At 67.0% G+C, this 20887-nt stretch carries 17 protein-coding genes; 6 read left to right on the forward strand and 11 right to left on the reverse strand.

Annotation, left to right across the window (positions count from 1 at the left end; genetic code table 11):
• The first annotated feature begins 2 nt into the window (after positions 1-2).
• From NRB20_RS15750 to NRB20_RS15765, 4 genes are read left to right on the forward strand one after another with little or no spacing between them, the layout of a single operon-like run.
• Complete coding sequence (locus NRB20_RS15750) at positions 3-1586, forward strand: DUF2397 domain-containing protein (RefSeq protein WP_153410896.1); 1584 nt, start codon at positions 3-5, stop codon at positions 1584-1586.
• Complete coding sequence (locus tag NRB20_RS15755; RefSeq protein WP_319944971.1) at positions 1567-2712, forward strand: DUF2398 family protein; 1146 nt, start codon at positions 1567-1569, stop codon at positions 2710-2712. The genes NRB20_RS15750 and NRB20_RS15755 overlap by 20 nt, the downstream gene beginning before the upstream one ends.
• Positions 2709-6974, forward strand: a complete 4266-nt coding sequence (locus NRB20_RS15760; protein WP_153410897.1) for a TIGR02680 family protein — start codon at positions 2709-2711, stop codon at positions 6972-6974. The genes NRB20_RS15755 and NRB20_RS15760 overlap by 4 nt, the downstream gene beginning before the upstream one ends.
• A 46-nt stretch (positions 6975-7020) precedes the next feature.
• Positions 7021-8148, forward strand: a complete 1128-nt coding sequence (locus NRB20_RS15765; protein WP_194289873.1) for a TIGR02679 domain-containing protein — start codon at positions 7021-7023, stop codon at positions 8146-8148.
• A 15-nt stretch (positions 8149-8163) separates the two neighbouring features.
• Here NRB20_RS15765 and NRB20_RS15770 read toward each other — a convergent pair whose 3' ends face one another.
• Complete coding sequence (locus NRB20_RS15770; protein ID WP_153410899.1) at positions 8164-9372, reverse strand: cytochrome P450 family protein; 1209 nt, start codon at positions 9370-9372, stop codon at positions 8164-8166.
• A gap of 72 nt (positions 9373-9444) precedes the next feature.
• Positions 9445-9990: an ester cyclase gene (locus tag NRB20_RS15775; protein ID WP_153410900.1), complete on the reverse strand. Its 546-nt coding sequence runs from the start codon at positions 9988-9990 to the stop codon at positions 9445-9447.
• 319 nt (positions 9991-10309) lie between these two features.
• Here NRB20_RS15775 and NRB20_RS39295 point away from each other — a divergent pair, with 319 nt between their 5' ends.
• A complete protein-coding gene (locus NRB20_RS39295) occupies positions 10310-10852 on the forward strand; it encodes a DUF2165 domain-containing protein (protein ID WP_194289874.1) in 543 nt (180 codons plus the stop codon).
• 150 nt (positions 10853-11002) lie between these two features.
• Here the strand turns inward: NRB20_RS39295 and NRB20_RS15785 are convergent, their stop codons facing one another.
• From NRB20_RS15785 to NRB20_RS15815, 7 genes are all read right to left on the reverse strand, one after another.
• Positions 11003-11215, reverse strand: coding sequence for a DUF397 domain-containing protein (locus tag NRB20_RS15785; RefSeq protein WP_319944972.1), 213 nt, complete (start codon positions 11213-11215; stop codon positions 11003-11005).
• A gap of 97 nt (positions 11216-11312) precedes the next feature.
• A complete protein-coding gene (locus NRB20_RS15790) occupies positions 11313-12800 on the reverse strand; it encodes an HNH endonuclease signature motif containing protein (RefSeq protein WP_153410902.1) in 1488 nt (495 codons plus the stop codon).
• A gap of 346 nt (positions 12801-13146) precedes the next feature.
• Positions 13147-13341 (reverse strand): ferredoxin, encoded by a 195-nt coding sequence (locus tag NRB20_RS15795; protein ID WP_153410903.1) that lies wholly within the window; start codon positions 13339-13341, stop codon positions 13147-13149.
• 10 nt (positions 13342-13351) lie between these two features.
• Positions 13352-14551: a cytochrome P450 gene (locus NRB20_RS15800; protein WP_194289875.1), complete on the reverse strand. Its 1200-nt coding sequence runs from the start codon at positions 14549-14551 to the stop codon at positions 13352-13354.
• A 100-nt stretch (positions 14552-14651) separates the two neighbouring features.
• A complete protein-coding gene (locus NRB20_RS15805; protein ID WP_319944973.1) occupies positions 14652-15254 on the reverse strand; it encodes a TetR/AcrR family transcriptional regulator in 603 nt (200 codons plus the stop codon).
• A 72-nt stretch (positions 15255-15326) separates the two neighbouring features.
• Entirely contained in the window at positions 15327-16400 is a 1074-nt protein-coding gene (locus tag NRB20_RS15810) for an MlaD family protein (protein ID WP_319944974.1), read from the reverse strand.
• Between the two features lie 211 nt (positions 16401-16611).
• The gene (locus tag NRB20_RS15815) at positions 16612-17199 is read right to left on the reverse strand and encodes a TetR/AcrR family transcriptional regulator (RefSeq protein WP_153410905.1); all 588 of its coding nucleotides are present in this window, start codon (positions 17197-17199) and stop codon (positions 16612-16614) included.
• A gap of 164 nt (positions 17200-17363) precedes the next feature.
• On the opposite strand from NRB20_RS15815, the gene NRB20_RS15820 reads away from it, so the two are divergent.
• A complete protein-coding gene (locus NRB20_RS15820) occupies positions 17364-18524 on the forward strand; it encodes an acyl-CoA dehydrogenase family protein (RefSeq protein ID WP_153410906.1) in 1161 nt (386 codons plus the stop codon).
• Between the two features lie 20 nt (positions 18525-18544).
• Here NRB20_RS15820 and NRB20_RS15825 read toward each other — a convergent pair whose 3' ends face one another.
• Complete coding sequence (locus NRB20_RS15825) at positions 18545-20074, reverse strand: substrate-binding domain-containing protein (protein ID WP_153410907.1); 1530 nt, start codon at positions 20072-20074, stop codon at positions 18545-18547.
• Positions 20075-20242: 168 nt separating this feature from the next.
• Entirely contained in the window at positions 20243-20737 is a 495-nt protein-coding gene (locus NRB20_RS15830; protein ID WP_153410908.1) for a methylated-DNA--[protein]-cysteine S-methyltransferase, read from the reverse strand.
• Positions 20738-20887 lie beyond the last annotated feature (150 nt).

Consider the following 20887-nt stretch of genomic DNA (forward strand, 5'->3'; position numbering starts at 1 on the left):
CCATGACCATCGGGGACGAGTGGGCTGAATCATCGGGGGTGGACCCCTGGGCGGCGCATCTCCCCGGGCAGGAACTTGTTCCGACCTATCTCGCCTCGCGGTACGCGGCCCAGTATCGGGCGATCGTCGATGTGATGCTGGAAGCGCAGGACACCAGCCTCACGGGTTTGTCCTACAGCGATATCGAGACCCGGTTGCGCGCGCTGCTGGCCGAGCGCACCGAGGCGGTCGTGGCGGATCGGCTGTTGCGCGAGGAGGTTTTCGCGCTCGACGCTCGCCTCGACAGCCTGGTGAAATGGGAAGTACTGACCCGATGGCAGGAACCCGCGCGTACCGGAGAAGACTTCCTGCGCCGCCGGGACCGTTTCCAGCTCACGCCGAAAGCGGCTCGCCTGCATACGTTCTGGACCTCCGAGCTCACCTCGGACGAGGACGCCGCCGCCGACCTCACCTTGGCGCCGCGAGCCATCCACGATCGTCTCGCGCAGTTCGCCGCCGCGGTGCGGGAGCGCCGGTTTCCGGCCGCGGCCGCGGAGTATCAGCAGATCATCACGGTCCATCACGGTATGGCCGTGGCCGCCCGGACCTGGCAGCGGAGTCTGGCGCACGCGCTGTCCGGCGGCCCGGACGCCGATAAGCAGGACGCGCTGTGGCGGACCTTGCAGTCCTATATCGGCATGTGGGGAGAACAGGTCGACATCTACACACCCGCCGTGGCCGAGATGATCGCCGAACTGGAGCCGCAGCTGACCGAATCGGTATGGCGCGCTTGTGTTCTCGGCGCACTTCCGGGGGATGCGGCGGCAGCGGTCGTCGACAATCAGGCACAGCGCTGGGCCCGGACCTGGGAGGCGCTGCGCACCTGGTTCGCCGGAGCCGACGGACAGGCGCGACGTTTGCGGCGGCAGCTACGTGACCTGGTCGCGCCCTGGGCGCGGAACATGCACATCCTGATGGATACCGGAGGCGCACTGACTCGTGGCAGCGAGCTGCTGGCGCTGGCCCGCGCGATCGAACGCGCGCCGGACGACGAGACCGCCTGGCAGATGTGGGACACCGCCGTGGGGGTTTTCCCGGCCCGGCATCTGCTGATACCGGCGGACGGGCCCGATGAGCACACGGTCGGCTGGGAAGACGCCGAGGCGGCCCCGATCACGGCCAGATTCCGGGAGTTCGGGCATCGGGCGGCGGTCGGCAAGCGCACCCGCGCGATCGACAACTCGGCCGGACGCGCGGCTGCCCGCCGGGCCCGGGTGGCCGCGCTGGCACAGCGCCGCGCCGCGGAAGCCACCCTGCGTACCCGATCGGGCACCGCCATGGCGGACTGGGAGCCGTTGTCGGCTGCCGAACTCCAACTGCTGCAAGAGTTTCTGGCCGTCGCCCGGGTGCGATCGGGCGAGTCGAAGCGTTCCGAGGTGACCGAGGACGGACGCTGGCGGGTCACCCTCACCGGCCCTCCCGACGGCACCGTCGCGGAATTGCCGTCGCCGGTGGGGCGCTTGGTCACGCGGAACTGGCTGTTCGAGCTGGAACCCACCGGTTCGGAGTCGACTACTCTGGAGCGGCGTGACCGCAACCAGGGATGAGGTGAACAGACGCCGGGCATTCGTCGGACTACTGGCGAATCCGGTGGTGGATCGGCATCGCGATGCCGAGCTGTTCGGGCTGATCCGGGATCCGCGTCACCGCGCGGATCTGATGGGCTGGTTCAGTAACCGGCTGGGTTATCGGCTGGTGGTCACCGACACCTCGGCACGACTGTTCCGTCTTCCATTGGGCGACAAGGTGATTGCGCCACGGAGGCTGACACTGACCTCGCGGCGGGCACTGGTGCTGGCCTTACTGGCCGCGGCCGCCGCCGAAGACGCGGAGGACATCACCAGCACCCAGGATCTTTCGGACCGAGTGCGGGTGCTGTCCGGCCGGGAGGACACCGGTGTCGCGGAATACGATCCCGACCGCTTCGCCGAGCGAAAGTTGTTCGCCCAGGCCGTATCTCTGCTCGTGTCGACCGCGGCGCTGATTCCGGCCGACAAGTCGGGAGACGAGCAACGCGAGGGCTGGGCGCGTAAGACCGACAAGGTCGGCGGCACCTTCGGAGTTCAGCGGGAAATGTTGTTGCGCATGGTCGATCCCGCGTCCTTGGCCGCCGCACTCGGTGAGCGGGGTGCGGTGGTCAACGACAGTGCCGAACGGTTCACCGTGATGCGTCGTCTCATCGAATTGCCGGTCTGCCTGTACAGCGACCTCACCGAGGCCGAACGTGCGTATCTGATCCGGCAACGGACCCGCGTGGTCGCCTGGTGTCACGAAATGACCGGGTGGACAGTGGAACAGCGGGTCGAGGGCCTGGCGCTCATCGCCGCCGAGGAATCGCAGACCGACCTTCCGTTCCCGCGTTTGCGGGCGGTCGATTTCGTCGCCCTGATGGTCCTGGGCGAGTTGTATCGGCGGCGTGACGAGAACTCGGTGGTGACCGAGGACGATCTGGTCGCCGCGGTCACCGAAGTCGCGAGTGCGCACCCGAAATCCATTACGGCCGAGATCTCGGCCGCGTCCGCACGCCGCGATCGAACCGTGGAACTGCTTCGCGCACTGGACTTGTTGCGGCCGGGACTACGCCCCAGGTTGTGGCAGCTCACACCCGCCGCCGCCCGCTACCGCGATCCCCGAATCCTGTCGGTAACTGCTCGTTTGGAGGAAGCCGAATGACGCAAGCGCCCGCCGATCATTCGCCGAACGGCGCGGTGGTCGCCGAGTCTCCGGAAATCGAACAGTTGGGTTCGGCCTGGTTACAGTCCGCACTGTCGGGCGGTCTGCCGACACCGGGACGCCTGCGCTGGCAGCCGCTGCGGGTCGGCATCGCGAATCTGTGGGAATACGACGACGCCGAATTCTGGTTCGCCGATGGAAGATTGGTGCTGCGCGGCGGCAACGGTGCGGGCAAGACCAAGGTGCTGGAGCTGACCACCCTGCTACTGCTACGCGGTGAGATCGCGCCGTCGGTACTCGACCCGTTCGGTTCCCAGCACCGCACCATGCGATTCAATCTGCTGCCCACCGGCGACGGTGACGATCCGCGAGCACCCGCCGACGCCGGACTCGGTTACGCCTGGGTGGAATTCGGCCGCCGCACCGAGGCCGGATCCATGGAGTTCTTCACCTGCGGCCTCGGCGCTTCGGCCCGCGCAGGTACGGGTTCGACTCAGGTCACCACCTGGCGGTTCGTCACCAGATCCCGGCTCGGCCGCGATTTCCGGCTGATCAGCGAGGGCCGCGCCCTGGCCCGCAAAGACCTCGAGAAGATCGACGGCATCGAACTGCCGGTCAACGCCGCCGCGTATCGATCACGGTTGGCGAGCGAGCTTTTCGGCATTACGGCCGAGTCCTATGACAACCTCACCGAGTTGCTCAAACAACTGCGGAAGCCGAAATTGGGCGAACGGCTCAACCCCGCGAGCCTGGCGGCGACCCTGCGCGATGCGCTCCCGCCGCTGGCCGCACACGAGGTGGACCAGTTGGCCGACGGGTGGGAACACCTGGAGCAACTGCGGACCGCGGTCCAGCGCACCGAGGATGCCGCCCGCGCCATCGCGCAGTTCGTCCGTACCGGATGGCGCCCCTGGGCGCGCGTGGTGATGCGCCGACGCGCAGATGAAATGACCTCCGCGACAACAGGATTGGACAACACAACGGCGGCGAAGAAGGACGCCGAACAGAAGCTCGAACAGGCGCGGGTGACGCTCGGGGATGCCGAAGCCCAACTGCGCGAGCGTGACCGCGAACGCACCGACAGCGACACCGCATTACGTGAGCTGCTCGAATCGGATGCCTATCGTGACGCTGTCACGGCGAACCAGCGCGTCGAAGGAATGCGGCGAGATCTCACGAACCTGCGGGATCGACGCCGTGCTGTCGGGGACCGTGTGGAGCGGGACCGCACAGCGGAATCCACTGCCGCGCAACTGGTTACGACCGAGCGTTCGAAGTGTGAACGGGCGGGCGAAGCGGTCCGCGAGGCGGCGGGCGTCTTGACCCGCAGCGCCGATCAGGCCGGTCTCGCCGAACCTGTCGCCCAGTACCTGCCGAACGATGATGTCGATGCGATCACCGCCGCGCACGCGGCGCGCACGGAGAAATTCCAGCATCTGCGCAGGCTCGACCGTGCGCAGTCCGACGCGGACGCACGCGTCCAGCGGTCCGCGCATGCCGTCGAGATCGCGGAGAACGCACTGGTGAAGGCCCAGTCGGAGGAGAACGAAGCACAGGAGGCCGTGCAGCGGAACGCCGACAACCTGACAGAGCAGATCCGGGTGTGGAACGGTGTCGCCGAGGTGGCTGTCGCCACGGACGAGGTCGCCGGGCACTGGTACGACCTGGTCGCGGAGATGACCGTCGTCGACGACACCGGCATGCGGGAACCGCAGGAGTCGGTTGTCGACGCCATGCGCGGGCATATTGCCGGTATCCGGAACATCTGGACCGAACGGCTGTCGGCACTGCGGCTCGAACGCGCGCCGGTCGAGACCCGTCGCACCGAGGTGGTGCGGGACCTCGCCCGCACCCGGGCCATGACAGAGGCGGCGCCGCCCGCTCCGGCGACGTGGCGTCGGCGTGATCGACCGGAGCCCTCCGAGCAGGCCGGGGCACCGCTGTGGCGGCTGGTCGATCCGGTGCCGGGTCTCGACGCCGGGAAAGTGGCGGTGCTCGAGGCGGCGCTGGCCGCTTCCGGGCTCTTGGATGCATGGGTATCACCCCACGGCACAATAGATTTCGATACAGCGGATGTGATGGCCGGGACGGGCGGCGGGGCCGGTGTTCCGCGCGGTGCGACCCTGCTGACCGTGCTGGAACCGGCCGCGGCCGGTGGCGTCGAACCCGCGGTGATCGAACGGGTGCTGTCCGCGTTCGGGTGGTCCGAAGGCAGTGTGGCGGATGCGGAACCGGACGGCGACAGGTTCGCCGCCGACGGAAGCTGGCGGCTGGGTGGTGTGGCGGGCCGCGCCGAACCCGCCGGCCCCGCAGCCTATCTCGGGGCGGCGGCGCGCGAGGCCGAGAAGGCCCGGCGAATCGCCGTGCTGGAAACCGAACTCCAGGAACTCCTCGCGCGGCTGTCGGAACTCGACGAGCAGATCGGCGCGGCCTCCGGCGCGTTGGAGCAACTGCGCGCGGAGCAAGACGCACTGCCGGCGCGGGGTGAACGAGAACTTGCCGATTCCGTGGTGCGGTGGGGCGATCGACAGCGCGCGCGAATCGCCCGCGAGGGTGAGCACCGGACCGCCGAGACGACCCACGCCGACGATCGGGCCCGCTACGACGAAGCTCGGGCCAAATTCGCGGAATATGCTGCCACACAACGCTTTCCGATGACCGGCTTGGATGCGCAAGGAGAGGCGCTCACCAACTTCCGGAATCACCTGAACAGCTACTCCACCGCGCTGGTCACCCAGGACCTTCAGCAGAACGCCGTCGACGCGGCCGTGACCCGCCACACCGAAGCCGCCGAACGCCTGCGCGACGCGGAGCAGGAACTGGACGGGGTGAGCACCGCCTACCGGCAGGTTCAGGTGCGGCTCGAAACAGCCGAACAGGCGCTGCGTTCGGACCACCGCCAGCAACTCGATCGGAAAGCGACACTGGACAATCGGGTGCGCGAACTGGGCAAGGAAGTGAACTCACTGACCATCCGGGTCAGCGATGCCAAGGTCGCACAGGCCACCGCCACCGAGGTGCTGCAGAGTCACGAAGAACGCCGCGCCGAGGCCGAACAACGCCGGGACACGGCCATGACCGCGCTCTGGGAGGCCGTCGACAGCGGCCTCCTGCAGGCGGTGGATCTCGAATCCCCCGAGCGGCAGAACGTGCAGAACGCACGTGAACTCGCGACCGCCATTCGCCGTCAGGCCGACGTGCAGGCCGGTGACGCCGACGTCGAACGGGCCTGGCGCAGTTGCTCACAGAAGATGGAGGCACTCCGTCAGAACCTGCTTCCCCAGCAGGATGCGCGGGTGCTCGACGACGAGGGCACCCTGCCCCGGGTCGAAATCCACACCGGCGCCCCGCACGGCTATCAGCTGCCACCGGCGGCCACCGACACTCTCGCCGAACGCGTCCGGGAGCAACGCGCCGGCTACGACGCCGAACAGCAGCGCGTCCTGGCAACCCTGCTCGGCTCCACTTTCATCGAACATCTCAAGGACAGACTGGATTACACAACCAGGACCTTCACCAATATCAACACCCATCTCGCGGCGCATCCGACCCGTCAGGGCCACGCGGTCAAGGTGGACTGGGAAGCCGATCCCGCCGACCCGGACGCCGAATCCGTTGTCGGAGCTCTGAGCAGAGGCTATGACCAGCTCTCGCCCGACCGTCAGCAGATGGTCCGTGACTTTCTCACCCGCAAGATCGATCAGGCCCGCGCGGAAGCCGACGCCGAAGGCGCCTCGGACTGGAAACAACAACTCACGCAGGCGCTCGACTATCGGCGCTGGCTGAAGATCAGCCTGCAGTACCGGCCCGGCGCCACGAGTCGCTGGAGTCGTTTCGACGCGGCGAAACACGGTGCGAAATCCGGCGGTGAAAAGGTGGTGCTGCTGTCCCAGCCCCTGTTCGCCGCAGCGGTGGTCGCCTATGACGCCGCCGCCCCGCACGCTCCCCGGTGTGTCTGGCTCGACGAGGCGATGACCGGTGTCGACGCCCAGGTCAAGGCCTCGTTCATGGGCCTGACCGTCGACTTCGAACTCGACATCATGCTCACCGCTCACGACGAATGGTGTACGTACGACACGGTTCCCGCGGTCGCGGTCTACGATCTGGCCCGCGAACGGCATCTCCCCGGTGTCGATGTGCTGCCGTATCTGTGGTGCGGCGGGACGTGGACCGAGGTGGATGTGGATCGTCTCGGTGCGGCGCAGGCCCGGGAGCCGATGCCCGCCGCGGGCTTGTTCGGGCTCGGCGATGACGGATCGTGAACTTCCCGACGGCCTCCGGTCTTGGGCCCAACTTCCCGGCCCCGCAATGGTATTCGAGGCCCTGCGTCGGCGCGCGTATCGCGGCGGACAACTCGATACCGGATCGGTGCGCGTCACGCTCACCGGTGAGCAGCGTCGTCAGGTGGCACGGATGCTCGGCACGGATTGGGAGGTCTCCGGGCGTCAGGTCAATGTCCGGGTACTGAACGCCAGTCTCGCCGAACATGGGCTCACCGTAAGGCAATTCATCGAAGCGCTGGATGGCCGGCCGCTCCCGGTACGCCGGGACGAGGTTGCCGAACAAGAGCGGGAGGAAGCGGCGGAACAGGAGTTCACGGTCCGAACATTGTGTGCCGCAGGGGTTTCGGAGCCGGTGGTGCGGTCATGGCTCGCGGGCTCCGGGGCACCCCGGCTCGGCACCGGCAAAGCCGCCGATCTCGCTACCGAGGTGGCCGCGGTGTGGCCGCGACTTCCGTGGTCGGGCCCGCCGATGCGCTTGGCGCAACTCGCCGCAGCCGCCACCGACAACGCCCACGCCCTCGACCACTCCACCGATCTCGGACGAACCACCGCGCGCCTCATCGCCGCCACGACCGGCATCGCCGGTCCGCGCAGACCCGGACGCGAATGGCGGGCCGCCTGGAAATCGGCCGGAATCCGCTGCGACACAGTCTCTTCCCGGGTCCTCACCCTCAACCTCCCCCTCGATATCACCGCGGGCCACCGGCCGGGCGCACCGGCCTGGCTGACACTGCGAGACCTGCTCGGCCCGTGGAGTTTCGACCCGGTACCGGACCGTCTGTACGTCTGCGAGAACCCGACGATCGTCGAAAGCGCCGCCGACGAACTCGGCCCCACCTGTCCCCCACTCATCTGCACCGACGGCGTTCCCGCTCTGGCCGCACTGGACCTCGTGGCCGCCGCCGCCGATCACCACATCGACATCCGAGTACGAGCCGATATCGACCGGACGGGTCTCATCATCGTCTCCGCGCTTCGCTCCGTGGCCCCGCACGTGTCCCCATGGCGATTCGACACCCACACCTACACAACGTATTTCGACCTCGGAACGAGCGAGAGTCCACTGGCGGAAATATATGAACGCCACGGCCGGGACCTCCACGAGGAAGCAATTCTTCCCCAGTTGCTCGACGACCTGCGCGCTACGCCGTGATCACAAGCCGCGCGCTCAGGGCCTGGAGTCCAGCCATCGCACTGCACCGCGGTCGGCGTCACCGACGCCGGTACTCACGGTGAGCTCCGCCAGGCTATAGGTCATCCAGGACTCCCGGAGCCGATATTCCTCCCGTGGTCCGGCGACTCGCAGGTGGGGGTACTTCTCCAGCACCGCGCGGGCGGCGTGATCGGCCTGCAACTCGGCGAGTTTCGCGCCGAGGCAGTAGTGGCGGCCGCGACCGAACACCAGGTCGGGGCGGCCGTGAGCGGCCGGGTCCAGGTGGGCTGAACGCAGTGAGGCGAATACGGTGTGGCCGCGGGGAATGACGACGCCGTTGATCTCGATGTCGGTGAGTGGGAAGCGACGCAGCGCGTAGTTCATCGGTGCCGCTTCCCGGATCAGTCGACGGGTCAGAGCGGCGAATTCGCTTGGCCTATCGAGCATTTCGCGAGCGTGGCCCTGATGCGAACGCACGAGTTCATCCAGCACGAAGGCGGTCGAACTGATCGTGTTCTCGAATCCGCCGATGATCGTCAGGAATGCCAGGCTGACCAGTTCGTCCTCGGTGAGCCGGTCTTGTCCGTCACGCGCCGCGATCCACACCGAGAGCAGATCCTGGCCGGGCGTGCGCCGTTTGTCGGCGAGAGCGGCCGAGATCAAACCCCACAGGGTCATCATCGATCGGCGCAACGCGTCCTGCTCGTGTGACGCGTCGGAGCGCAGCAGTGGCGCGGACGCGTCGCGGAAGGCTCCCAGTTGCTCGGGCGGCAGTCCCAGCAGAGTGCCGGTCACCCGCGCCGGGAGCGGTTCGCACAGTCCGTTCATCAGATCGATCGGGCCGTCGGAGGGCAGGTCGGCGACCAGTTCACGCACCGTGTCCGCGACGATCTGCTCGTGGAATCGGTGGTGGCGTGGGCCGAATGCCTCGGCGGCGAGCGTCCGCAGGCGGCGATGGGCCGGACCGTCCAGGTTGAGCAGGTTGGCGTCCAGTGCGGGCGGAAGCCTGTTGCCGCGAAATCCGGTGGTGCTGTCGGCTTTTGCCGCCGAGACGGCCGTGTCGGTGAGCAACCGCGTCACGGCGTCGTAGCCGGTGACGACCCACGCCTGCGATCCGTCGGGCAGAACGGCCCGGTGCACTCCGCACCCCTCGGTGCGCATTCGCTCGTGCAGCACGTCGACATCGTGTGTGCTCGCGCCGAACGGACAACTCCCCACTGTCATGACGCCAGCTTGCCAGCCCCGATGGGAGATTGCCGCGTTTCGGGCGTCAGTGCGGTCGTGGGTCGGGCGATATCAGTCGGTGAGAAGCGGTGGGGTCGTGTGGGTCAGACGCGGGTCGGGTGTGGTCGCGGACATCCGCAACGCGCCGCCGAGAGCACGCATCAGGGTCAGCAGGTCCTTCGGGTTCTTGCGGTCCAGGCCGCCGAGAAGCTGTTTCAGGATGCTCAACTGGTCGAAGTAGATGCGTTCGGTGACCAGGTTCTCGTGCTCGTCGAAGACGAAATACGCGGTCATCCGGGTGCGATGCGCGGCGCCGGTCGGCGGGATCGGGCCCAGCGGGCCCAGATGGGTGCCCAGTAGCCAGAACTCGACGATCACCGCGTCGTGGCTGTGCCGGAAGGCGATGATCTCGTGGTTCTGATCGGGGAAGGCGACGCGGGTGTCGCGGTAGTAGTCGCGCACCTCGTTGTCGCCGTCGTGGACCAGCATCTGCGCGATCAGCTCGTAGTGCGGGTGCGGGAACGTCGAGAGGGTGGCGTCCCAGTCCTGCGCGACCTCGTCGTTGAAATGGTCGAGCACCAGCTTCTCCCGGGCGCGCAGCACATCCTCGGATGGCATCACGAAACGCGCTGGCGTGGTCGGGCTCGTCTCGGGGTCCAACTCGGATCCACCTTCCGATAGATATCCACAGCGTGGATCAACTGCGATCACGGTATACCCGCGTCGTGAGATCCGGGCCGCCCCACCCGACTTCCCGCGGGAGGTGGGTACGGACCGCTGCCGTTCGATCACGTGCGGCACAATTCCCGTGCCGGGCACGCCGCGCGGCCCACGCACCGAACGACCGGCAACGTCCGGAAAGCCTTGTAGGCGAGTGGAATCGGCCGTGTCGACGGGCGAGGGGTCCGCTCGCGACAACCGACCGAGAGGAACCGACGTGAACATCGCCAGGCGCATTCTCGACGTGATCGGCACACGTCACGCCGCGGTAGCGGTGCTCGCCGCCATCACCGGGCTCTACTACCTGATCGTGGCCGTCACCAACTGCGTCGACACCACGACGAACCGGCGCGGTGTCGCCGACGTGCTGTCGATGCGGTCCACCATCCACACCCATGCCACGGACTGGCACGCCATCACCAATAGCACTGTGGCACTGGTCGTTTACATCCTGATCGTCGCGTGGGAGTACCTCACCGCCGGCGCGCTGCTGGCCGGTGCGGCGATGTGGGTGCGGGCGCTGTCGAGCCGCGCCCGGCGAGGCCCCTCGATCGATCTGGCCGCGAAACTGTCCAGCCTCGGTTGGACGATGGCGATCATGCTGTTCCTCGGCGGATTCCTCACCGTCGCCGGCGAGTGGTTCCGGATGTGGGCCAACAAGGAGGTCAACGCCTCCTCGGCCGCGTTGCAGAACTTCCTGGTCGCGGCGATCGGCCTGATCCTGGTACATCTGCCGTCGACCGACCGCGTGCGGGCATAAACCCTTGCGGTCCAGCTACTCCCAGCTGCCCGCTTCCGTGCGCTGGATGTTCCCGCACAACGGATTTCGGGGAGGACGACGACGAAGCGGTCCCACCCTGTTTTCAGGTGAGACCGCTCGACTTGCGTGACTTCCGGCTGAGGGCTGCTGTTACGCGCTCGGCTGGTTGAGGTCGCCGTTTCGTACGTCGGCGGCGAAGGTGTCCCACTCGCTGGGGGTGAAGATCAGAGCGGGGCCGGTGGGGTTCTTCGAGTCGCGGATGCCGACGTGACCTTCGCTCAACCAGGCGACCTCTACGCAGGCGTCCTTGCTGGGGCTCTTGCTGGATTTGAACCACTGGGCCCCGGATAGGTCAGCGATCACGAACGAACTCCTCTGCGATCTCGGTACGGACGGAGTGGGTGGCGCTCCGTCCCGGGGCAGGCGGCGACGCCTCGGGGCAAGTGGTGATGCCCCGGGGTCAGGCGGCGAGGTCGCCGGGTTTTCGTTCTCGTAGCCAACGCTGATGCGCCGCGCGTTCTCGTTCCCGCCGGGTGTGGATTCGCGCGACGATCTGGGCGAGGAGTTCGCCCGCGTGGTGGCGGTGGTTGACGCGTGGGGTGCCGGTCGGGTCGATATGAGCGGGCGCGATCCATGCGGTCCGGCCCGGGAATTGTGAATCCTCGTCCAGGACAATGGTTTTCCAGCCGGTGTCGGTGTCGTTGATCAGGGCGTGGCAGTGGTCGCACGCCAGAACCAGGTTCTCGATGTCGGTGGGTCCGCCTTTGCTGTGATCACGCACGTGGTGGACCGCGCACAGGGATGCGGGTGCGTCGCAGCCGGGGCGGGAGCAGCCACCGTGTGCGGCGATCAACGCGAGTCGTTGCGCGGGGGACGCCAGCCGCCGTGTCCGCCCCAGATGCAGGGGTAGCCCGGCGTGGTCGAACACCGCCAGGTACGGGCGTGAACGCTCGGCCAGGCGTAGTGCGTCACTGATCGGGACGGTGCCTCCGGTGGCGGTGGTCGCCACCCCCGCACCTTGTTCCACGTCTTCCACGCGCAGGGTGAGCACGGTGGTGACCGGTATCCCGCGATGCGCGCCGAGGGTGTCGGGGTCGATCAGTGAGCCCAGCAGGAAGGTGAACGCGTCGTGGGTGCGTTGCGTGGCGGTGCGGGTATCGCGTTGCGCGGCGGTGGTGATCAGTGCTGGATCGGTGTGGTCCAGGTCGGTGCCGGGGCTGGTCGGGTCGTCGGGGTTCGCGATACCGGGGCGCGCGTATTTGGCCAGGACCGGGTCCAGCAGTGCCCGCAGGACCGGGTCGATGTCGCCGCTGATGGGGGACATTCCGTCGGGGCGTTGGCGGCCGATGCGGATTCCGCGCATGCGGGCGCGATCGGTGGAATCGGTGAGTTTCCCGTCGGGGTCCAGGTGCGCCAGGATACGGTCGCCGATTGTGCCGATGTCGTCGGGGGAGCCGGTGACCGCGAACTCGGCCAGGATCTGTTCGGCCGCGACCCGGTCATCGGTGTCGGTGGTGCGGGGGACCCGGGTCATCACCGCCCCGATCCCGCGAGCGTGCTCGGCCGAGATGTCCCCGCGTCGTAACGCTGCTGCCGTGCACGGTAATTCGGGTTCGCGTTCGTCCCCGGCAAGGTTGCGGAACGTGCCCACACGAGTGGCGGCGCGGACTCGTGCACCGGCCTCGGCGTGGGACAGGCGCAGGGTTTCGGTCAGGAACCGTTTGATCGTCTTCGCACCCGTGTTCGCGGGGATGGATCGGGAATCGATATCGATCAACACCTGATGCTGGACCGCGGTGAGTATGCGTGCCGCGCGTTCGATCCCACGCAGAAACTCCACCACCGCACTATCGGACAGCGGGGTCAATGGCCGGTCGAGCAGGTCACCGACCGCGGCCAGCAACGCCTCGGCGGTGAGCTCCTCGATCCCCTCGCTGTTCGAATCCATGTTCGAATTCTATCCCGAAAATCACCCCCCGAACACCGCCACAGCGATGTGAAATCAGAATCTTCACCCTGGACAACCGACCGAATCACACACGCACACACCACCTTTCACCACCGAGCAAGCGGAAGGCTCGCCCTGGCTCTGCGCGCACTCCTGGACCCGATACAACGCCGTTCGTCTGGCGCGCGCTCGTATTGAACCTCGATTCACCCGAGGCGACGGTGTGTCCGCCTGACGGTTGCGAGTCCGCCTCGATGACCGGGCTCATCCCGTCGAGTTGGTCCGCGACCCGTGTGCGGGCCGTCGACCGAGTAGTCGACGGCCCGCAGCAGGCGGGATCGGGGCGTTACTCCTCGACTTCGATGGCCAGGGCCGGGCAGACTCGGGCTGATTCTCGGACGGCTTCGTGCTGGTCGGCGGTGGGGTTTTCCTGGAGTAGGACTACGACGCCGTCTTCGTCGCGTTGGTCGAAGACGGCTTCCGAGAGCATTACGCATTGGCCGGAGCCGACGCATTTGTCTTGGTCTACAACGACTTTCATGGGATGGTCCTTACCAGGTGACGGGGAGGGTGTGGACGCCGTAGACGACCATTTCGTGTTTGAACTGGACCTCATCGAGCGGGATCGCAAGGCGCAGTGTGGGAATCCGCTTGTACAGGGTGCTGTAGACGACCTGTAGTTCCATGCGGGCCAGGGGTTGGCCGAGGCATTGGTGGACGCCGTAGCCGAAGGCCACGTGGTGGCGGGCCTTGCGGTGGATGTCGAGGACGTCGGGGTCGGGGAAGGCCGAATCATCGCGGTTGCCGGCGTCATTGGCCAGGATGACGCCCTCGCCCGCGCGGATCAGCTGGCCGCCGACCTCGACGTCGGTGAGGGCGACGCGGCGGCGGCCGCCGTGCACGATGTTCAGGTAGCGCAGCAGTTCCTCGACCGCGTTCGCGATCAGCGCCGGATCGTCGGTGTCGCGGAGTTCGGCGAGCTGATCGGGGTGTTCGAGCAGGGCCAGGGTGCCCAGGGCGATCATGTTGGCGGTGGTCTCGTGCCCGGCGATCAGCATCAGCACGGACATGTCCGCGGCTTCCTCGACGGTCAGCTCGCCCTCGGCGACCTGTCCGCTGACGAGCCTGCCGATCAGGTCGTCGGCCGGCGTCTGTTGTTTGGCCGCAATGAGTTTCAGCAGATACTCGCGCAACGCCTCGTTCGCGGCGATGGCCTCCTCGGGCGGCGATTCGCGGGAGATCAGCTTGCGGCTGCACGCCTGGAAGAAGTCGTGATCCTCGTACGGCACGCCGAGCAGTTCGCAGATCACCAGCGAGGGCACCGGTAATGCGAACGCGGTCACCAGATCCGCGGGTTGCGGTCCGGCGAGCATGTCGTCGATCAGGCCGTCCACGATCTGCTGCACCCGCGGCCGCATCGCGTCGACGCGTTTGACCATGAAGTTGCGCGTCAACATCTTTCGCTGTCGATCGTGTTCGGGATCGTCCAACGCGATGAAGGTGCGGAAGGTGCGACGTCGCGCGTTGATCGCCGCGGACTGGTGCGGATAGCCCGCCCGCGAGGAGTCGGCGCTGAACCGCTGATCGGCCAGCACCGCGCGTTGCTCGTCGTAACCCGTGACGAGCCAAGGTGTTTCGCCACTCCAGATGCTCACCCGGCTGATCGGATCGAGCTCACGCAGCTGCGGCGGCGGGTCGAACGGGCAGCCCGTGGCGCGCGCCATGGGGAAGGTGGGAAGGGTTTCGGTCATGGGGACCCCCTGACAGAGTTACTAAACAATCGTTCACTAACTCGGCCAGGATAGATCCGGATGGTTCTGTTAAGCAACGATTAGCGAGATGTGAAGGGACTCAATCGATGACGAGCGAGATGAGTTCGTCGACGAAATCGGTGACCACCTCGGTCGGCCGCGCACCCTGGCTGGCGTGCCACAGCGCGACCCGCCCGTGCGTGCCGACGAACACCACCACCGCGGCCCGCTCCGGTGGCAGCCGCAGTCGCACCCCGGCCTCCTGACAGCGTTCGAACGCGGTGATCACCTGCTGCACGAACTGCGTCAGCGGCCCGGGACGCCCGGTATTGGCGGAGCGGTTGTCGATCATCAGCCGGTAGTGGCCCGGACTGTCCAGCGCGAACCGGCAGTACGCCTTCATCTGCGCGCGCACCCGATCCAGCACCGCGTCGGCGGGGAGTTGCGCCTGCGCCTGTGCCATCACCTCGGCCAGTTGCGTGGCGTCGTAGTCGATCAGGCCGTCGACCAGCGCGGATTTATCGCTGAAATGTTGATAGATGCTCGCGGGGGAGATCCCGGCCACGCGGGCCACGCCGCGGATGGTGAGCCCCTCGGCGCTGCCCAGCTCGGACAGCAACCGCGCGGCGGCCTCGAGAATCTCCAGCCGCAACCGCTCGCCCTGCCCCCAGGGGTTGCGTGCGCGTTGCGAGGTCTCACCCACGCGAGCACTGTAACCGGTGCCGATGCCCCGAGTCCGGCCCTCCTTGCCGGTGCTGGCAGGCCCGGTATCGGTTCACCCGGTCAGGCCCAGCAGGGCCGCGGTGAGTCCGAAGTCCGGGCCCAGATCCTGAACCCGTCCGGTCCGGCAGCCATCGGCCCGCAACTGGATCCGCTCGCAGAAGGTACTGACGATCTCGCCGCTGACGGTGCCGATCAGCGCGTGCGCGCGCCCGAACCGGCCCTGCCGATCGACCAGGCGATCGAGGTTCTCGGAGATCAGCGGGGCGACGTCGACGAACTCGATGACGCCGGATGCGTTGGCGCGCAACTGATTAGTGACGTTCGTCAGCCCGGTGAGACTGGACGCGAGCCGATCCTGATAGCCGCCGAAGGTGCCGCTGCTGTCGGACAGGAACGCCTCGAGTCGATCGAGCGTCGCTTGCAGGCCGGGGGCCTGTTCGGCGAGCATCGTGGACATCCGGGTGACGTTCGCGCCGAAATCGCGCACCGATCTATCGTTGTCGGCCAGCATCGAGGTCAGGTCGTTGAGCTGCACGATGATCTGCGAGATCGCGTCCCGGTTGTCCACGCCGACCCGCAAAGCGCCGGTCAGCGCGGTCAGGGTGTCGCGGATCTTCGCGCCCTGGCCGCCGACCATGTCGTAGAGCAGGGTGCCCGACAGCGGGCCGCGCGTACTGCCCGGCGGCGGGTCCAGGGCGGTGGTGAAGTCGTCGATGGTTTTCAGCAGCGTGTCCAATTCGACTGGGCTGCGGGTGGATTCGGTGGTCAGGTGCGCGCCGTCGGACAGCGCCGGGCCGCCGGTGTAGGCGGGGGAGAGTTCGATGTGCCGGTCGGTCACGATGGATTGCGAAATCAGTGCGGCCGTGACGTTTTCGGGGATCGTGATGTCGGGGTCGATGGTCATGTGCACCTCGGCGTACCGGTTGTGCGGGACGATCGCGTCCACGGTGCCGACCCGCAGGCCCAGGACGGTGACCGGGTTGCCCTCGAACATGCCCGAGATGCTGGTGAAATCGGCGGTGATGTGCCGGGGTTCGGGACGTCCGGGCATCGCCGAGCAACCGGTACACACCACTGTCAGCACGCCGATCAGCACTGCCGCCGCACACCGGATTCGTTGCTTCACAGTGCGGCTCCTCGTGGCGGGGACGACTGGTGGAGAAGGCATCGCCCGGTCGTAGGCCAAGGTAGCAGCGTTGCGCTCGCGGTACGGCGCAGTTGGACAAATTCCTGGACATTTGTATCGCCGATGGAATTCGGGTGCCCCCGAACAGGATTCGATCACAGGAAGTGTGAAACCGGACACAGTGTCCGGCTATGGTCTAGCTATTGATTGGCTATTCCTCGACGGTGACGGTGAGCCGCGGTTTGGCGGTATCGGGCTCGTCGGTCACCATCTGCCATACCGAATCGATCATCGGGGCCAGCAGCAGTTCCCCGAACTGACGTACCAGCACCGCCACCACCTGGGTCGATTCGCGGCGGGAGGTCGAGGCCAGGCCCGCCTCGCGCAGGGCGACGACCTCGCTGCGCACCAGTTCCACCTGGCGTTCCAGGAACTTCAACCGCGCCGGTTCGGGTTCGAGGACCGCGCGGCGGATGTAGTTCACCACCGCCGGGTTCTCCCGCAGCATCTCGCGCACGGCCTCGTCCCGCGCGCCCGCGACCTCGGCCGGGGTGCCGGTATTGGGCACCGAGTGCACGGCCTGATAAAAGTACTCGCTGACCAGCTGATCCACCGCCTCGCGCAGGCCCGCCTTGGTCTTGAAGTGGTGCTGGACCAGCCCGAGCGTCACGCCCGCCTCGGCCGCGACCGCCCGCAGCGACACCCGGGACTCGCCGTACTGCGCGAACAGATCCATCGCGGCATTGCGGATCCGTGCCTTGGCGGTCAGATCCTCGTTGGTCGCGCGTGGGTTCAGCATCGGTCCTCAGCTCGTCAGGGTCTGTCGGCGATCTTACGTCGGCGACGGCTCGCTCCGGTGGGGAACGACTGTGCTGTTGACCGGCAGACGATACAACTGTACTGTCACGTGCCGAGAACGACCGGGGTGCCTCACCCCGCGCGCCGGAAAGCAGAGGATCACCGATGTCCGAACTCTTCCCCGACTACCGTCCCTCCTGGGAGACCGATCAGCATCGCGAACTGCGCAAGCACGCGGCGGAGTTCTTCCGCAAGGAGAGCGTGCCGAATCGTCAGCGCTGGAGCGAACAGCACCACGTCGATCGCGAGTTCTGGAACAAGGCCGGAGCGGCGGGGCTGCTCGGACTGGATCTGCCGGAGGAATTCGGCGGCGCCGCAGGCGATTTCGGTATGCAGGCGGTCGTGCAGGAGGAACTGGTCTACGCGCACGACAACGGGTTCGGCTTCTCGGTGCACTCGCCGATCGTGTCGCACTACATCCACCAGTACGGCAGCGCCGAGCAGCGGGAGAGGTGGCTGCCGGGCATCATCTCCGGTGAACTGGTGCTGGCCGTCGCGATGACCGAGCCGGGCACGGGGTCGGACCTGCAAGCCGTGCGCACCACCGCGATTCGCGATGGCGACCACTACGTCGTCAACGGCTCGAAGACGTTCATCTCCAACGGAACCCACTGCGATCTGGTCGTCATCGTGGCCAAGACCGATCCGTCCCAGGGGGCCGCGGGCGTCTCGCTGATCGTGGCCGAGACCAAGGATCTGCCCGGTTTCGAACGCGGCCGGGTGCTGGAGAAGATGGGGCAGCACGCGCAGGACACCCGCGAGCTGTTCTTCTCCGACATGCGGGTGCCGGTCACGAATCTGCTTGGCGCACAAGAGGGTCTGGGCTTCTATCAGCTGATGGAACAGCTCGCCCGCGAGCGGCTGATCATCGCGACCATCTGTTCCGCGCTGGCCGAGGCCGCGGTGCTGGAGGCGCTGCGGTATTCCCGCGAGCGCGAGGCGTTCGGCCGCCCGATCGGCAAATTCCAGCACAACGCCTTCGCGCTGGCCGAGGTCAAGACCGAGGCGTTGGCCATCAAAACCCTTGTGGACCATGCGATCTCGCAGTACATCGCCGGGAAGAACGATCCGGCGACCGCGTCCATGGCCAAGCTGTTCGCCGCCGAGACCTCCGACCGGGTCGTCGACAAGTGTCTGCAACTCTTCGGCGGTTACGGCTACATGATGGAGTACCCGATCGCCAATATGTACACCGCGTCGCGGGTGAACCGAATCTACGGTGGCACAAGCGAAATCATGAAGGAGATCATCTCCCGGGCACTGTGATCCCGGGGCCGCCGCGGTGCTCAGCTCGGCCGGACCGGGCTGCACTCGGCGGGGTCGGCGAGTTCGCCGCAGGGGGTGCCGCCGTGCGTGCGGATGACGTCCTTGCCCGCGCCGTCGGTGAGGAAGCGCAGGAAGGCCGCGGCCAGTGAGTCGGGCGGCAATTCGCCGTTGCTGTAGGCGTATTCGACGCCCCAGAAGGCGTAGTCGTGCGCCAGCACCTCGTCGCGGGTGGGTGCGTGTCCGTCGATGGTGACCGCGGTGACGCCCCGATATCCGGCGGCCTCCTGGTAGGAGGAGTAGCCGACCGCGCCGGGGATGGCGGCCACGGCCTCGAGCATATCGCCGGTGAGCGGCACCTCGCAGGCGTGCACGCCCGGCGGATTGGTGACCTGCAAGGCCCGGCAGGTGTCCTCCGGCAGCGTGACGGACCGGCCGCCGAGCAGCCGCTGCTGGAAGGTCTCGCGGGTGCCGGATCCGAAGGCGCGGTTGACAAGTCGCACCGGCAGGTCGGGGCCGCCGAGGGTTTTCCAGTTGGTGATCCGGCCCTCGAACAGATCCTGGATCTGCCGGGTGCTCAGATCCCGCACGACCGGATCGCTGTGCACGATCACCGAGAACACCGCCATGGCCAGCGGGCGCTGGCGCAGATCGGGATAGCCGACGCTCTTGGGGCCGTCGGTGATGGCCAGCAGGTCGGGATTGCCGTGCCCCTGCTTGTCGACGGTGGCCAGGCCGCGCTCACTGCCCTCGAAGGCGTAGGCGAAATTCGCTGCGGGACAGGTCTTCCGGTACTCGGTGGCGGCGTCGCGGATCACCGGTTCGAACGCCGAGGACCCGACCAGGGTGAGTTGACCCGGCACACAGCCCTGCACCGGCGGATTGCTCCCGAACAGGGCGATGCCGAACTGCACGACGATCACGATCACCAGAAATCCGATGAACGCCAACATGTTTCGTGTCAGTCCGGTGCGGCTCTGGGTGGTGCGGACGCGGCCGCCCTTGAGTTTGCCGTGCAGGGTGGGTTCGGGGTAGTCGCCCGCGGTGGCGCCGCGCGCGAGAATGGCGAGGATCTTGTAGTGGTCCCGCCGGTTCATCGGGACCTTCGGTAGATCGATGATGCCGATATCGTGTGTTTCGTCCGCGCGCGCCGCGATTCCCCGGCCCGGTTCGAGATAGTCGCCCAGGACGGTGTCGCTCAACTCGGTGACCGCCATTCCGGCGACCCGGCGATTCGGGAAATGCAGATGCAGACCGGTGTCGTCGGGCATCGCGTAATCGTCGGAGTCGATACTCGTGACGCCGTCGTTCTCCACGCGAATCAGCACGATCGACAGGTCTTGCAGATTCTTGTCCGCGGCATTGCCGCCGGGCTGCAATTGTTCCAGCACGCCGGGAAATACCGACTCGATCTCGCCGGTCACCGGGGTGTCCATCTGCACGCGATAGCCCAGGCGTTTACGCCGGATGACCACGAATTCCCAGAGGAACGCGACCAGTGATACGACGAGCGCGATGACCGGTAGGCCGATCTGCACCAGATAGCTGTCCATTCGGATCAATCCCCCGAATATCTCGATGTCCAGCCATCTTCGTCGCTGCTACTCGCGGATTCATCCTCGGATCGAAGTGTTGGGCAACAGTTCACCGTTCGGATGAATCGGGCGAATGGTTCGCGCTGTTGTGTGGATCGGGCGTGGGAGCAGGTCGGTGGGTGCCGATTATGTTGTGTGGCAGTGGGATTCGAGGTCCAGGAGGGTGCGCTTGTGCTCCAGGCCACCCGCGTAGCCGGTGAGCGCGCCGTTCGCGCCGACGACCCGATGACACGGCCGCACGATCAGCAGCGGGTTCGCGCCGATGGCCGTACCCACCGCTCGCACCGCCGCGCGGGGCGCGCCGATTCGTTCGGTGATCCGGCCGTAGCTCACGGTCGTGCCGTAGGGGATCTCGTCCAGTGCGTGCCATACCCGGCGTTGGAAATCCGTTCCGCGGCTGGTGTATTCGAGGTCGAAGCCGGTTCGTTCGCCTGTGAAGTAGGCGTTCAGCTGAGCGATCACCTCGGCGAACGCCTCGGGTGCCGCGGTCCGTTCGCCCACGGCCGGTGGTTGCTTTCCGCCGCTCATGGACACCGAGTCGAGCATCAGGCCGTCCGGGCCGAGTTCGCCGGTCAGCAGCAGTTCGCCGACCGGGCTGTGGATTGTCGCGTAGACCGCCATCGCGATTCCTCTCACTCGTCGTCTCGCTACCGACTCTGCCCGAGTCGCACCGCCGATACCAGCGGTAATCGGACATGGCATTCGGTGGTGATTCGACACCGAGTTGCCTGGTCAAGGCCATGTGCACGCGGAAATCGGACGGCCGACGGG

Origin of the sequence: Nocardia macrotermitis, from assembly GCF_009604405.1 — a bacterium.
Classification (GTDB): domain Bacteria; phylum Actinomycetota; class Actinomycetes; order Mycobacteriales; family Mycobacteriaceae; genus Nocardia; species Nocardia macrotermitis.

Bases quoted from the DNA above. Each gene is read 5' to 3' on its own strand.
- NRB20_RS15750 (WP_153410896.1), top strand. From the start codon at position 3: ATGACCATCGGGGACGAGTGGGCTGAATCATCGGGGGTGGACCCCTGG.
- NRB20_RS15760 (WP_153410897.1), top strand. From the start codon at position 2,709: ATGACGCAAGCGCCCGCCGATCATTCGCCGAACGGCGCGGTGGTCGCC.
- NRB20_RS15775 (WP_153410900.1), bottom strand. From the start codon at position 9,990: ATGCCATCCGAGGATGTGCTGCGCGCCCGGGAGAAGCTGGTGCTCGAC.
- NRB20_RS15770 (WP_153410899.1), bottom strand. From the start codon at position 9,372: ATGACAGTGGGGAGTTGTCCGTTCGGCGCGAGCACACACGATGTCGAC.
- NRB20_RS15815 (WP_153410905.1), bottom strand. From the start codon at position 17,199: ATGCTGAACCCACGCGCGACCAACGAGGATCTGACCGCCAAGGCACGG.
- NRB20_RS15820 (WP_153410906.1), top strand. From the start codon at position 17,364: ATGTCCGAACTCTTCCCCGACTACCGTCCCTCCTGGGAGACCGATCAG.
- NRB20_RS15825 (WP_153410907.1), bottom strand. From the start codon at position 20,074: ATGGACAGCTATCTGGTGCAGATCGGCCTACCGGTCATCGCGCTCGTC.
- NRB20_RS15765 (WP_194289873.1), top strand. From the start codon at position 7,021: ATGGTATTCGAGGCCCTGCGTCGGCGCGCGTATCGCGGCGGACAACTC.
- NRB20_RS15830 (WP_153410908.1), bottom strand. From the start codon at position 20,737: ATGGCGGTCTACGCGACAATCCACAGCCCGGTCGGCGAACTGCTGCTG.
- NRB20_RS15790 (WP_153410902.1), bottom strand. From the start codon at position 12,800: ATGGATTCGAACAGCGAGGGGATCGAGGAGCTCACCGCCGAGGCGTTG.
- NRB20_RS15800 (WP_194289875.1), bottom strand. From the start codon at position 14,551: ATGACCGAAACCCTTCCCACCTTCCCCATGGCGCGCGCCACGGGCTGC.
- NRB20_RS15795 (WP_153410903.1), bottom strand. From the start codon at position 13,341: ATGAAAGTCGTTGTAGACCAAGACAAATGCGTCGGCTCCGGCCAATGC.